Source organism: Desulfovibrio sp. Fe33 (assembly GCF_028532725.1).
In the GTDB taxonomy this organism is placed as follows: Bacteria; Desulfobacterota; Desulfovibrionia; order Desulfovibrionales; family Desulfovibrionaceae; genus Pseudodesulfovibrio.
On the sequence record NZ_JAQKGU010000004.1, the window covers coordinates 81,462 to 94,293 of the forward strand.

14 protein-coding genes and 1 tRNA gene are annotated in these 12,832 nt (G+C 59.1%); 5 read left to right on the forward strand and 10 right to left on the reverse strand.

Going from position 1 to position 12,832, the window contains the following annotated elements; translation table 11 throughout:
- The 7 genes from dnaB to PSN43_RS07350 all read right to left on the reverse strand — a co-directional run bounded on the left by dnaB (window position 1) and on the right by PSN43_RS07350 (window position 6,516).
- On the reverse strand, window positions 1-1,455 hold the full coding sequence (gene dnaB, locus PSN43_RS07320; protein WP_272700073.1) for a replicative DNA helicase: 1,455 nt from the start codon (window positions 1,453-1,455) through the stop codon (window positions 1-3).
- Window positions 1,424-1,975, reverse strand: a complete 552-nt coding sequence (gene rplI / locus PSN43_RS07325) for a 50S ribosomal protein L9 (RefSeq protein WP_272700074.1) — start codon at window positions 1,973-1,975, stop codon at window positions 1,424-1,426. Before rplI ends, dnaB begins: the two co-directional genes overlap by 32 nt.
- 12 nt (window positions 1,976-1,987) lie before the next feature.
- Complete coding sequence (rpsR, locus tag PSN43_RS07330) at window positions 1,988-2,251, reverse strand: 30S ribosomal protein S18 (RefSeq protein ID WP_014321549.1); 264 nt, start codon at window positions 2,249-2,251, stop codon at window positions 1,988-1,990.
- 11 nt (window positions 2,252-2,262) lie between these two features.
- A complete protein-coding gene (gene rpsF, locus PSN43_RS07335; RefSeq protein ID WP_272700075.1) occupies window positions 2,263-2,553 on the reverse strand; it encodes a 30S ribosomal protein S6 in 291 nt (96 codons plus the stop codon).
- A 264-nt stretch (window positions 2,554-2,817) separates the two neighbouring features.
- Window positions 2,818-3,714, reverse strand: coding sequence for a phosphoribosylaminoimidazolesuccinocarboxamide synthase (locus PSN43_RS07340; protein WP_272700076.1), 897 nt, complete (start codon window positions 3,712-3,714; stop codon window positions 2,818-2,820).
- A gap of 24 nt (window positions 3,715-3,738) precedes the next feature.
- Window positions 3,739-5,043, reverse strand: coding sequence for a histidinol dehydrogenase (hisD, locus tag PSN43_RS07345; protein ID WP_272700077.1), 1,305 nt, complete (start codon window positions 5,041-5,043; stop codon window positions 3,739-3,741).
- A 174-nt stretch (window positions 5,044-5,217) separates the two neighbouring features.
- Entirely contained in the window at window positions 5,218-6,516 is a 1,299-nt protein-coding gene (locus PSN43_RS07350; protein ID WP_272700078.1) for an outer membrane homotrimeric porin, read from the reverse strand.
- A 278-nt stretch (window positions 6,517-6,794) separates the two neighbouring features.
- On the opposite strand from PSN43_RS07350, the gene uvrC reads away from it, so the two are divergent.
- Window positions 6,795-8,609, forward strand: coding sequence for an excinuclease ABC subunit UvrC (gene uvrC, locus PSN43_RS07355; RefSeq protein ID WP_272700079.1), 1,815 nt, complete (start codon window positions 6,795-6,797; stop codon window positions 8,607-8,609).
- A 45-nt stretch (window positions 8,610-8,654) separates the two neighbouring features.
- Here the strand turns inward: uvrC and PSN43_RS07360 are convergent, their stop codons facing one another.
- Window positions 8,655-9,332: a metal-dependent hydrolase gene (locus PSN43_RS07360; protein ID WP_272700080.1), complete on the reverse strand. Its 678-nt coding sequence runs from the start codon at window positions 9,330-9,332 to the stop codon at window positions 8,655-8,657.
- A 10-nt stretch (window positions 9,333-9,342) separates the two neighbouring features.
- A complete protein-coding gene (locus PSN43_RS07365; protein WP_272700081.1) occupies window positions 9,343-9,909 on the reverse strand; it encodes a UbiX family flavin prenyltransferase in 567 nt (188 codons plus the stop codon).
- A gap of 164 nt (window positions 9,910-10,073) precedes the next feature.
- On the opposite strand from PSN43_RS07365, the gene PSN43_RS07370 reads away from it, so the two are divergent.
- The 4 genes from PSN43_RS07370 to PSN43_RS07385 all read left to right on the forward strand — a co-directional run bounded on the left by PSN43_RS07370 (window position 10,074) and on the right by PSN43_RS07385 (window position 12,068).
- Window positions 10,074-10,150: transfer RNA gene (locus PSN43_RS07370), tRNA-Arg, on the forward strand.
- Between the two features lie 306 nt (window positions 10,151-10,456).
- Window positions 10,457-10,903 carry a hypothetical protein gene (locus PSN43_RS07375; RefSeq protein WP_272700082.1) on the forward strand — a complete coding sequence of 149 codons (447 nt, stop codon included), beginning with the start codon at window positions 10,457-10,459 and terminating at the stop codon, window positions 10,901-10,903.
- Window positions 10,904-10,950: 47 nt separating this feature from the next.
- Entirely contained in the window at window positions 10,951-11,655 is a 705-nt protein-coding gene (locus PSN43_RS07380; RefSeq protein ID WP_272700083.1) for a hypothetical protein, read from the forward strand.
- The gene (locus tag PSN43_RS07385) at window positions 11,652-12,068 is read left to right on the forward strand and encodes a lipoprotein (RefSeq protein WP_272700084.1); all 417 of its coding nucleotides are present in this window, start codon (window positions 11,652-11,654) and stop codon (window positions 12,066-12,068) included. The genes PSN43_RS07380 and PSN43_RS07385 overlap by 4 nt, the downstream gene beginning before the upstream one ends.
- A gap of 285 nt (window positions 12,069-12,353) precedes the next feature.
- On the opposite strand, the gene PSN43_RS07390 is transcribed toward PSN43_RS07385, so the two are convergent.
- Entirely contained in the window at window positions 12,354-12,758 is a 405-nt protein-coding gene (locus PSN43_RS07390; protein ID WP_272700085.1) for a bacteriohemerythrin, read from the reverse strand.
- Window positions 12,759-12,832 lie beyond the last annotated feature (74 nt).

Here is a 12,832-nt window from a genome sequence, read left to right on the forward strand (position 1 = left end):
TTAGTCGCCGTCCTGGTGGAATCCCTCAGGCAGTTCGGAAGGATAGGCCGTGGCGTCCATGTTTTCGAAAAGTGTGTATTCCTTCTTGAAAAAGAGCTCGCATCGGCCCGTGGGACCGTTACGCTGCTTACCGATGATGACTTCCGCGTGGTTCTTGAGCGGGTTGTCCTCGCTCTTGTTGTAGGCGGCGTCGCGGTAAAGGAAAATGATAATATCCGCGTCCTGCTCGATGGCTCCGGATTCGCGGAGGTCCGACATCATGGGGCGTTTGTCCGTGCGTTCTTCCACTTTGCGGTTGAGCTGGGACAGGGCGATGACAGGTACGTTCAGTTCCTTGGCCAACGCCTTGAGATGGCGGGAAATATCAGAAATTTCCTGCTCACGGGAGTCCGGCCGCGCGCTGGAGCGCATGAGCTGAAGGTAGTCGATCACGATCAGCCCGAGGTTGTGCTCGGCTTTCAGGCGGCGGCAACGGGCCTGCAATTCCAGCGTGGAGAGGGCCGGGGTGTCGTCGATGAAAATGGGGGCCTTGCTGAGCACGTCAGCGCCCTCGTACAACTTGTTCCAGTCGGAGTCGTCGAGGTAGCCGGTACGCAGGTTGGATAGCTCGACCTTGCTCTGCACGGCGAGCAGACGGGTCATGAGCTGTTCCATGGACATTTCTAGAGAGAATATGGCCGTGGGGCATTCGGAACGCGCCGCCGCGCGCAGGGCCACGTTCAGGGCGAAGGCGGTCTTGCCCATGGACGGACGGCCCGCGATGATGATGAGGTCCGAGTTCTGCAAGCCCGCGGTCATGTTGTCGAATTCGTGGTAGTGGGTCTGGATGCCCGTGACCACGGATTTGTTGTTGAACCGGGCGGTCAGTTCGTCGAAGACCTTGGGCACCAACTGTCCGCTGGACTGCATCCCGCGCATTTCCTTGCTCTGGGCGATGCGGAAGATTTCCTTTTCGGATTCGTCCAGGACCTCCCCCACGTCGCGCGAGGAAAAACAGTTGGAGATGATGCCACTGGAAATGTCGATGAGTTCGCGCAAGGTGTGCTTATCGCGGACGATCTGCGCGTGATAGAGGGCGTTGGACGCACTGACCACGGAGTCGGACAGCTCGGCCAGATAGACCGGGCCGCCCACGGTGTCGAGCGTGTTGTTCTTGGCCAACTGGTTGGCCACGGTAATCACGTCGATGGGCTGATGGTCGTCGTAAAGCTGCGTGAACGCCTTGAAGATGTCCCGATGGACAGGCGAATAGAAATCATCCGGACCGATGATGTCCACCAGTTGGTGGAACATGCTTTCGGACTGGAACACGCCGCCGAGCACTGCCTGCTCGGCTTCGAAAGAGTGGGGGGGGACTTTGCGTAGGATATCGGAAGAGGCCCTTTCCAGGGCCTCTTCCGGATTATCTGCGTATTGGCCCGAACTAGGCCTCTGCGGTCTCGGCGTCTTCGGCATTCTCTACGGATTCCTCGACGGCCTCGGCCACTTCTTCGGTTTCTTCAACTTCCAGGACTTCTTCGATCACGGAACCGCCGTGACGGGTGACGGTGAGCTTCAGCTCGCCGCGAACGTCGGGGTGCAGGCGGATTTCGATCTCGTATTCGCCCAAGGAGCGGATGGGCTCGGGCAGGATGATCTTGCGGCGATCGATTTCGATGCCGGCGGCTTCCATGGCGTCACCGATGTTGACGGTGGTGACGGAGCCGTACAGCTTGTCGCCGTCGCCGACACGCACCTCGATCTCGATCGGGGTGGCGGCGATGCGCTCGGCCAGGCCCTGGGCCTGGGCGCGCAGGGAGTCAGCCTGTTCCTGCAGCTTGCGGCGCTCCAGTTCGAAGGCCTTCAGGTTGGCGGTGGTAGCGGGCTTGGCCAGACCCTGAGGGATCAGGTAGTTGCGGCCGAAACCGGGCTTGACGGTAACGATATCTCCGAGTCGACCCAGAGAGTCGACGTCAGCGCGTAAAATAAGTTTCATTTGTCCTCCCTCCTACATGGAGCTCCGTTTCTTCACATCAGTGCTGTGAACGGTGGTGTAGAAAAGCAGGGCCATCTGACGGGCGCGCTTGATTTCGTTGGTCAGCCGACGCTGGTGCTTGGCGCAGGTGCCGGTGATGCGGCGGGCAATGATCTTGCCGCGCTCGGTGACGAAATCGCGGAGGATGTCCGGACGCTTGTAGTCCAGGGGCAGTTCTGCGTCCGCGCAGAAGCGGCAGAACTTCTTCCTCGGGGTGAATTTTTTGCGGAAAGCCATGGTGAAACCTCCTAGGCAGCCAGTTTGACGGTCATGAACTTGAAGATGCCGTCGGTGATGCGGATGTTGCGCTCAAGCTCGGCAACCAGCGCGCCGGGGGCTTCGAACACCAGGCGAACGTAGTATCCACGGGTCTGCTTCTGGACGGGGTAGGCCAACTGGCGCATTCCCCAATCGTCGGTCTCAACCATTTTGCCGCCATCGCGATCCACGATGCCGGTGAGGGTGTCCAGGATAGATTTCCTGTCTTCCTCAGCCAGCTCCGGAGAGAGCAGGACGAGCGTCTCGTAATTGTTTGCCATTTCATTCTCCTTTTGGTCATTGGCCCTCCGCCACGTGGCGGAGAGCAAGGCAAGAGAGGTTACATATTGGGATTCGACGCGCCTGTCAAGGGCGCGCCCGCTCCCGTTTCCCTTATTTCTTATCCTTGTCGTCAGGCGGCGTCCAGCCGCACTGATTCGGGCCGGGGCCTCATCCCCCGCCGAATTTCCCACGCAGGACCCGGCCTATGACCAGGCCCAGGATCACCAGCAGGACGAGTTGCAGCCATTCAGGCATATGACCTCCTACAGGTTCAGGTCTTCTCCGGTCAGGAGCTTGTAGGCTTCGAGGTATTTTTCGCGGGTCCGCTCGGCGATATCCGCAGGGATGCGCGGCGCGGGCGGCTGCTTGTTGAAGCCAATCTCCATCAGCCAGTTACGGAAATACTGCTTGTCGAAGCTCGGCTGGGACTTGCCGGGCGCATATCCTTCCTCGGGCCAGAAGCGGGAGGAGTCGGGGGTCAGGGCTTCGTCGATGAAGATCAGTTCGCCGTCGATGACCCCGAATTCGAATTTGGTGTCCGCGATGAGGATGCCGCGTTCCTTTGCGTAGTCGCGGGCGCGGGTATAGATGGAAAGCGCCAGCTTCTCCACCTTGCGCATCATCTCCTCGCCGAGCAGGTCGGCGGCCTTGTCCAGGGAGATGTTCTCGTCGTGCGCGCCCAGTTCGGCCTTGGTGGAGGGGGTGAACAGGGGCTTTTCGAGCATCTCGGATTCCTTCAGTCCCTCGGGCAGCTTGTGGCCGCAGACCTCACCGGTCTTGAGGTAGTCTGACCAGCCCGAGCCGGTGATGAAGCCGCGCACGATGCATTCGATCGGCAGGGGCTTGGCCTTTTTGGCCAGCACCGAACGGTCCTGAAGCTGATCGCGATACTTGCGCAGCGGCTCAGGGTAGTCGTCGACGTTGGTGGCGATGACATGATTGGGGACCAGGTCCTCCATCATCTTCATCCAGAAAAGGGTGATCTGGTTGAGCACCTTGCCTTTGCCCTCAATGGGGTCGGGCATGACCACGTCGAAGGCGGAGATGCGGTCGGTGGTCACCAGGAGCAGGGTGTCCGCATCAATTTCGTAGATGTCGCGGACCTTGCCCCTGGAAATGAGCGGATACTCGGAAATGTTGGTTTCAAGAACGGCAGCCATGGTATTCCTTCTTTTAAGGTATTGTTACTTGTTGCGTTGTTCCACGCTGCGGGCGTGGGCTTCGAGCCCTTCCAGCCTGGCCAGGCGGGCGATCTTGGCGCCATGTTCGGCGACATAGCTCGGGCTGGCTGCGATCACGCTGGATTTCTTGCAGAAGTTCTGCACGGAAAGAGCCGAGGAAAAACGGACCGTACGCAGTGTGGGGAGAACGTGGTTGGGCCCGGCGAAGTAGTCGCCTACCGGCTCGGGAGAATTGTGCCCCATGAAGATGGCCCCGGCGTGGCGGATGGAACCGAGAATGGACCAAGGGTCCGCCACCGCGAGTTCAAGGTGTTCGGGAGCAAGATGATTGACCATTTCCGCGCCGGTCGCGATGTCGGGCACGGTGATGATTGCTCCCCAGTTTTCCAGGGATTTTGCGGCGATGTCGCAGCGTGGCAGGGCCTTGCACTGTGTCTTGAGCGCCTCGCGCACCTTCGCGGCCAGGTCTGTGTCCGGGGTGACGAGTATGGACGCGGCAAGAGGATCGTGTTCCGCCTGGGACAGCATGTCGGCGGCCAGCCAGTCGGCATTGGCCGAATCGTCCGCAAGGATGACGATTTCAGAGGGGCCGGCTACCATGTCTATGCCAACCTGGCCTATGAGCTGGGTTTTGGCTGTGGCCACGAAGATGTTGCCCGGCCCGGCCAGCACGTCGCACGGGGCGATGGCTTCGGTGCCGAAGGCGAGGGCCGCAATGGCCCATGCGGAACCTGCGAGATAAATTTCGTCCAGGCCGAGCAGGGCGGCCGTGGCAAGGATGTAGGGATTGAGCGTTCCGTCCTTGCGCGGCGGCGAGGTCACGGCGATAGATTCGACGCCCGCCACCTGGGCCGGAATGGCATTCATTATCAGGCTGGAGATGAGCGGGGTCTCCCCGCCTTGTCCGCCGGGAACATACAGCCCGACGCGGTCGACGGGCCGGACCATCTGTCCGAGTATGGTGCCGTCCTCGGCGGTGGTCCACCAGGACTTTTCCTTCTGGTTCATGTGGAAGGCGCGGACACGGGCAATGGCTTCCCGGAGGATGTCCGCGTCTTCTGCGGGGATGTCTGAAAGGGCGGCGGTGATGGCTTCGGCGGGAACTCGAAGGGCGGCCTTGTCGAAGTCCGGGCAATCGAATTTGCGGGTGTATTCGGCCAGAGCTTCATCACCGCGCTCGCGGACATCGGCGAGGATGTTCCGCACGATGGAGTCCACCTTGGTATCCGGGTCCTTGCGTTTTTCAAGCCACGCGCCGATGGCGGTCCAGTCTTCCGGGTTGGTGTATGTCAAATCTCTACAGGGCATGTCGACCTCATGAAAGGCGGTTGTCTGATTGTTCGTCCAAGGGGATATTTAATAGCCGAGCGAAGATCAAAAGTCGAGGGCGGGCTCACAAAGAAAGAGGGCCGGGGTTTGCACTCCCCGGCCCTCTGGCGTTACTTGGCAGATAAGCTTTTCAGCTTACGGTTCTAAGCGAGCTTAGAACTTGTAGACAACACCGGTAGCGACCTTCCAAGCGTCATTCTTGACATCGTCGCCCCAGACGTCCTTGTCGAAGTCGGAGTTGATGTAACCCAGCTGGGTGTACAGGGTCAGCTCGTCGTAGATCTTGTAGTCGGTGTTGAAGTCAACTTCCCACAGGGAGTCGTCTTCGGTCAGGCCCTTGCCGTAGGTCAGGCCAGGAGCCTTCTTGTCGTTGGTACCCTTGGCGTACAGGACGTGCACGGTGTGGGTCAGGCCTTCAGCGAAGGACTGGATGTCCAGCAGAGAGGCGCCGATGGTCCAGAAGCCGGCTTCGACGTCGCCGCCGTTGATGTCGTCAGAGGTGATGGAACCGCCGCCGAAGAAGAAGGAACCAACAGCCCAGTCGGAGTTCAGGATGGGCATGGCTTCGGAGCCGTTGCTGGCATCGTCGTCACGACCGGTGGAGTAAGCGAAGTAGGTGGACACGGTCATGAAGTCAAAACCGGTGTAGTCCAGACCCAGGTCGAACAGCCAACCGGAAGCGTCAAGAGCATCGGTGTCGGCGTCGAGGTTGCCGTAGTTGATGTCAGCCTTCACGATGAAGGGATCCAGGATGGACATGGTGAAGTTGGAGCCGAGCCAGTAGGCGGAAACATCCTCACCAGACTCGGGGAAGTTCTTGCCACCGTTGCCGTACAGGAAGAACGGGGTAGCGGCGAAGCCTTCGAAGTTCAGGGGCAGAGCGACCAGGTAGCCGTCCAGGTAGGAATTGTCGAGAGCGGCAGCGCTGTCCTCGTTGTCGTCCAGGTCGAACAGGCGGGTGTAACCAGCCAGGACGGAGACGTTGTCGGTCATCGGAGCGGAAACCATGACGGCACCGGCGCGCTCGCCGAGGATCATGGAAGCGCCACCCACGGAAGCGGGCAGAGCGACGGTGTACAGACCGGCCTTGACGTTGACGTCAGTGCCCGGCCAGTTGAAGTCGATGTAAGCATCGCGGATGTCGATGGTGTTGGTCTTGCCGCCACCAGCGCCGTCCAGTTCCCAGCCAGCCTGGCCCCAGTTAGCCTTCACGGAACGGAAACCGAGAACGCCTTTCAGGTTCTCGTTGGCGGTAACGGTGAAGTACAGGTCGGCACGCTGACGGATTTCGGTGGCCTTTTCGCCAGCATTCTTGTCGAAGTCCCAGTTGCCTTTCCAGATGGCGTTGATCAGGAGGTTACCGGAGATGGAAACCTCGGGAGCCGCGGAAGCGGACACAGCCATGCCCAGGACCATAACCAGGGCGACTGCGAGCAGAGTCAAACGTTTCATTTGTGATCTTCCTTTTTTTTGCAATTAGAGACCAAGTTAACGCCTTAACTGGCTACCGTTTATCCCAGCCCATATCTTTTTGCAAGGAATTCCGGCTAAAAAATGCAACAGAGTAAAAATTTTTTTACCGGCCAAACGATTGAGCCATTCTGTTTGTTGATGCAAAATTAATACTTATAAAACAATGTGTTGTATAGTTGATTTTCGGGAGTGATTTACGCCGCTTTTTCCGATATGGTTTAATGCAGTTAAAAAATTATTGAAGAAAACGCATCGCCATGGACACCGAGTACAAATTTTTTGCCGATCACTTCCCGGACACTCCGGGCGTATATTTAATGAAGGATGGGCGGGGCCGCATTCTCTATGTCGGCAAGGCCAAGCGATTGCGCCGCAGGCTTGCTTCCTATTTCCGAAACACCGCCGCCCATACTCCGAAGACGCGGGCCCTGGTCAGCCACATACGGCATGTGGACATCCTGCTCACGGCCACCGAGAAGGAGGCCCTGCTCCTGGAGTCCGGGCTCATCAAGAAGCATCGGCCGCGCTACAACATCGTCCTCAAGGACGACAAGCAGTATGTCCTTTTCCGTCTTGACCGCCAGTCGGAGTTTCCTCGTCTGGCCATGACCCGCAAGGTGGTCCGCGACGGGGCGGTCTATTTCGGGCCGTTCACTTCCGCCTCGGCCGCGCGCACTGTCTGGAAGCTGCTCGGCAAGGTGTTTCCCCTGCGTAAATGCAAGGACACCGCCTTTCGCAACCGGGTGCGCCCCTGCCTGTATCACGACATCGGCCAGTGTTGGGGCCCCTGCGTCAAGGACGTGGACCGTGCCGCCTATGCGGAGATGGTTCATCGTGTGGAGATGCTGCTTTCCGGGAGGAGCATGGAACTTGTGGATGATCTCACCCGCAAGATGAAGGAGGCTTCCCGGGATATGGAGTACGAGCGGGCCGCCGAGTACCGCGATCAGATCCGGGCTGTGGGAAAGACCGTGGAAGGGCAGGCCGCAGTCATTCACGACAACCGCGACCGTGATGTGATCGGTCTTGCCGAAAACGGGCAGGGTCTCGGTCTCGGGCTGCTTTTCGTGCGTCAGGGGCGGCTGCTCGACCAGAAGCAGTTCTTCTGGCCCGGACTGACATTGGACGAGGGCCCGGAGGTGGTGGAGAGTTTTATCGGTCAGTTCTACGGGCCGGGGCGGTTTATCCCGTCCATGGTGATCGTGCCCATGGAGTTGGAGGAATCTCCGCTTCCCGAGGTCCTGGCCGAGCGGAGCGGAGCGGCCGTGCGCATCGTTTCACCCAGGAATACCCAGGAAAAACAATTGCTCGGCATCGCCCGCAACGTCGCGGCGCAGGCCATGGAGTCGCAGGAGACCATCACTTCAAGGCTGCGTAAGGTCCTGCGTCTGCCCGAGGAGCCCGTGCGCATCGAGTGCGTGGACGCTTCGCACCTGTCCGGCAAGGACATGCGCGTGGGGCAGGTGGTTTTCGAGGACGGGCGGCGCAATCCCGACGCATCCCGGCTCTATGCCTTTCCCGAGCTGGAGGGCGCGGCGGACGATTACGCGGCCTTGGCCGGATGGGCCCGTCGACGCGTGGAGTCCGGCCCCCCGTGGCCTGATCTGGTGCTGATCGACGGCGGCCGGGGGCAGCTTTCCGCCGTGGAAAAGGGATTGGCGGAATGCACCGTGGAGTGCGGCTGGGAGCTGGCCGCCATCGCCAAGGGCGAATCGCGCAGGGCGGGCGAGCTGGGTGACGTTGTCTTCCGGCCCGGGCGCAAGAACCCCATGCCGCTCAAGCCCGGCAGCCCGGAATTGCTGTTCCTGCAAATGATTCGTGACGCGGCTCACAGATTTGTCCTGGGCAGGCAGCGCAGGGCGCGCAAGAAGGCTGTCCTGAGCAGCGAGTTGACCTCCTTGCCCGGCATCGGACCCAAGACGGCCCGCATCTTGTGGGACCGCTTCGAGTCGCTGGACGCCATGCTCGAAGCCGGGCCGGACGCCCTCGGCGGATTGTCCGGCATCGGCCCCAAGCGCGGGGAGAAAATTCATGCCGCTTTGCAGGCTCTCAAGGCGACGCGGGATTCGTGACCGCATCGGAGTGAATCCCTGCGGGGCGCGATGCGCGTCGATCCGCTAGAGGATTGCGGGTTTGCCGATCTCCAGTTCAAGCATCTCGGTGGCCGGGGCGATTAGGGTCAGTTGTTCGGCCAGGGACCGGGTGTTCTGGTCCAGTATGCCCCAGGTGCCCCAGTGCTGGGGAATGATCTTCTTGCACTTGAGCAGCTTGCAGGCGTAGGCCGCCTGGACGGAGTCCATGGTGAACCTTCCGCCGATAGGCAGGATGGCCACGTCGATATCGTGGAACGCCCCGAATAATTCCATGTCGCCGAACAGGCCGGTGTCGCCCGAATCGTAGATGCACAGACCGCCCGGTTCGGTGATGATGAAGCCTGCGGGCATACCTGTGGCCGAAGAGTGCATGGCCTGGACCATCTGAATGTCCAGTCCTAGGCGATTGACCGTGCCGCCGATGTTCATGCCCACGCCCAGGTGTTCGGGCAGGCCCATTTCAATTAGATTTTGGATGACGTCGAACATGGCCACCACCTCGGCGTCGTGCTTGACGGCAAGTTCGAGGGTCTGGCCGATGTGGTCGTGGTGGTCGTGGGTCACCAGGATGAGGTTGCATTCGTCCACGTCCTTGTATGACGTGGGGGCGCTGGGATTGCCCACGAAAAACGGGTCGATGAACAGGGTTGCGTCTGCGGCCTTGATTCTGAAATTCGCGTGGCCGAACCAGGTTATCTCCATGGCGCTTCTCCTAGTCTCCCCACCGCTTGAAAAGGTTGTGGGGGATATCCAGTTGATCGAGAATCTTGCCCGCCACCTGGCTTGCCAGATCCTTGATGGTCTCCGGGCGGTGGTAGAAGCCCGGACTCGCCGGTAACACGACAGCTCCGGCCTGGGTCGCCGTGAGCATGTTTTGCAGATGGATGGTGGTGAAGGGGGTTTCGCGGGGGACCAGGATCAGTCTGCGCCGTTCCTTGAGGCAGACGTCGGCGGCCCGGTGAATGAGGGTGTGGCCGAAGCCGGTCGCCACGGCGGACATGGTCGCCATGGAGCAGGGGCAGACGATCATGCCGCTATGCTTCCAGGAGCCGCTGGCAGGAGGGGCTGCTATGTCGTCCTGTGAATAGGACGCGGCTGCGCCGCGTTCCAATGCGTCCGGGGGAAGGTCGGTCTCAACCGCGAGAACCCGTCGCGCGGCGTCCGATACTATGACGTGCAGTTCCACGTCTTCACGTCCGGTCAAGGCGTCGACAAGAGCCGCCGCGTACACGGTGCCGCTGGCGCCGCTGACCGCGAGAATAATCCGTTTGATGTCCATGGTTCTCCCACATGTTCGATTTGTCAGACGTATAGACTTTTATGATACTTGCCCGCAAGGGGAAACCGCCCGGCGTGGTTTCCGGGCTTCCCAGGTTTCCTTTATCCGGTCGACAGTATGGCCTTGACAAAGGGTTGAGCGAAGTATAGCTACTTTCTTCCCGCGGGCTATTAGCTCAGTTGGATAGAGTGCTTGCCTCCGGAGCAAGAGGTCACAAGTTCGAATCTTGTATAGCCCGCCACCGCGTTATCTCACAGCATACCATGCTGTTCAAAAAGCCGCCTTATTTCAGGTGGCTTTTTTGCTTTTGCGCCCTATCCCTTACTCTTCTGCTCGCCGCCGTCCCCATTCCGACGCAAATGTCGCAGCGTGTGAGGGATGTCATCGCTTGAATCATATTCACATATCCGAAGGATTAGTCAGGGAAGCCCAAACAGTTCTTCTTATCATGGAAGCACAATGAGATCGATAAATCTCTAGACATTTCCTTAAGTCGAAAGTTAGATTTGCATCCTTGTTCAACATAAAGCCGCGATTAGAGGTGAGTATGAGAGTATTTCTGTCTATGATCCTGACGTTTGCATTGTTGGCGAGCGCCGGGTGTATGGCCGCCAAGCAGCACCGGGACGACGTGCGTGACGATTCCGGCGACAAGCTGACCGTGGGAACAGTCCAAAAGGAGATCAAGGTCGGGATGTCCAGCGCGGACGTGGCCGGCATCCTGGGGGCTCCCAATATGGTCACGACCGATTCCCAACGGAGAGAAGTCTGGGTTTATGACAAGGTGTCCACCGAACATGTGTACTCATCTTCTTCGGGCGGCGTCGGCGTTCTGGGCCTTGTCTTCGGAGGCGTCGGAGGGGCGGCCGGAGGCGGCAACTATAGCGGCAGCAGCGGAGCCGCGAGTTCGACCCAGAGGACGCTTACGATCATCATCAAGTATGACGAGAACAATCTCGTTCGGGACTTCGCTTATCGGCAGTCCAGTTTCTAGCCGGGCGGTATGTGGCTATGTACCGGAAATGGTTTAGCTTATTACTTATGCTTTTCCTGACGACGGGGTGCGCCGCGCGCATCCCCCAGGACGCTCTTCAATTATCGCCCGAGTCTCTCGCCGACAGGCAGCTTCAGACCAGGCAGTATGACACTGGCAACGATATGGCCGTTCTCGTCGCTGCCAACGCCGTTCTCCAGGACCTTGGTTTCAATTTGGACGAGACCGATCCGGAGTTGGGCGTGGTCGTGGCTTCCAAGAACCGTGACGCAACCGACGGCGGCCAGGTCTTCCTGCTGGCCGTGCTTGGGGCGTTGGGCAACAATCCCAACGCGGTGAATTCGGCGGACGCGACCCAGCTCGTCAAGGTCTCACTGGTAATTCGGCATTTGGACGGGGACAGCGAAACGCCTGATACGGATTTGTCGCCGGAGCGGATCGCCGATGTCAAACGGCGTGTTCACGACGCGATCTACGAAGGGCTGTTGGACGCATTCCCGAAGGATGCGTGCGAAAGCATCGCCAAGACCATCGCCGAAAATACGGCGAATACCCTGGCAAACGATCTGGATGCGCTTCTTGCCGTCAAGGATACGCCGGGCAGCACCGCTGTGCGGGTGACCTTCCAGCAGGTCATCTACAACAAGTTGGGCCAGGTCAATTCTCAGCGGCAGGTTAATGATGAGCAGATCTACAAAGAGTTCTTTGAAAAATTGTCGAAATCGTTATTCCTAGAGGCTAACACAATATGAAGAAATCGCTTTTGCTTCTGGTCGCTCTCTTGTTTTTCGCAGGCTGCCAGACGGCCCAAAGAAATATTCTGGACAGCGACGGCGAGTCTCAGGTCAAGCTGCGCGCCATGCAGACGCGCTACTTCGACACCGGAGACAAGAAAAAAACGTTGCAGACGGTCATCGCGACCCTGCAGGACCTGGGGTTCGTCATTGACAAGGCGTCCTATGAGCTCGGTTCGGTTTCGGGAACCAAGCTGCATGGATATCGGGTGCGGATGACCGTGAACACGTATCCCCGGGGAACCGATCAGATGACGGTCAGGGCCAACGCTCAATACAACATTGAGCCGATCTCCGATCCCATCATTTACCAGCAGTTTTTTGCGGCGTTGGAGAAGAGCATGTTCCTGACGGCGCATACGGACGAGTAGAGGCGTCGCCGACAGGCTTTCCGCTTGGGGAGTCCGCCCGGCCGCCGGGTCCGGATAGAACGCATGATAAAAGCCCCTGCCGATCGGCGGGGGCTTTTATTATGGACCCATATAATCAATTTCCCGCTTTCACGGCAGGACACTGCGGAACGGAAAAAAAGTCCGCGCCGAAGGCGCATACAGGGGATGCAAGGGGGCGAACCCTAGCCCGCCGGAGGCGAAATCACCAGGCTATTGCCGCAAAGCGGCTTTCAACGCCTGCTTTTCTTCTTCAGGACGTTCGCCTTACGCTCCCTCGTCGTTCGTTTCCGGAAGCCAGGGGATGAATTCCCGGTCTTCGTTCATGATGTGGTTGCTTAGCCAGCGGCTGAGAAAAATGAAGACCTGGGAGAGGTTGGCCGTGGTGTGCATGTTGCGCTTGAACTCGTCCAATTTGGCGGTGAAGGTGCGATGCTGTTCGCCGTGCTCCTCGGTTTTCGGGTAGCCGTAACTGCGCAGGATCGCTTCTTCGGTTTCGAAATGGGCGTCGGAATAGTTGCGCGTCTTTTCGAGAATCCGGGACATCATCGGTTCGTCGTGGCGCTGGATGGCTTCATAAACCTCGTTGATGAGGTCGATGAGTTCCATGTGCTGTTCATCCAGCTCTTCCATGCCGACGGCCATGGTTTCGTCCCATTGAATCAGGGGCATCGTTTTCCTCCGAGCACGATGTGTTGTTTGCCATGGCAACCTAGCAGATGCCCTGCAAATGACAAGACCGAGTT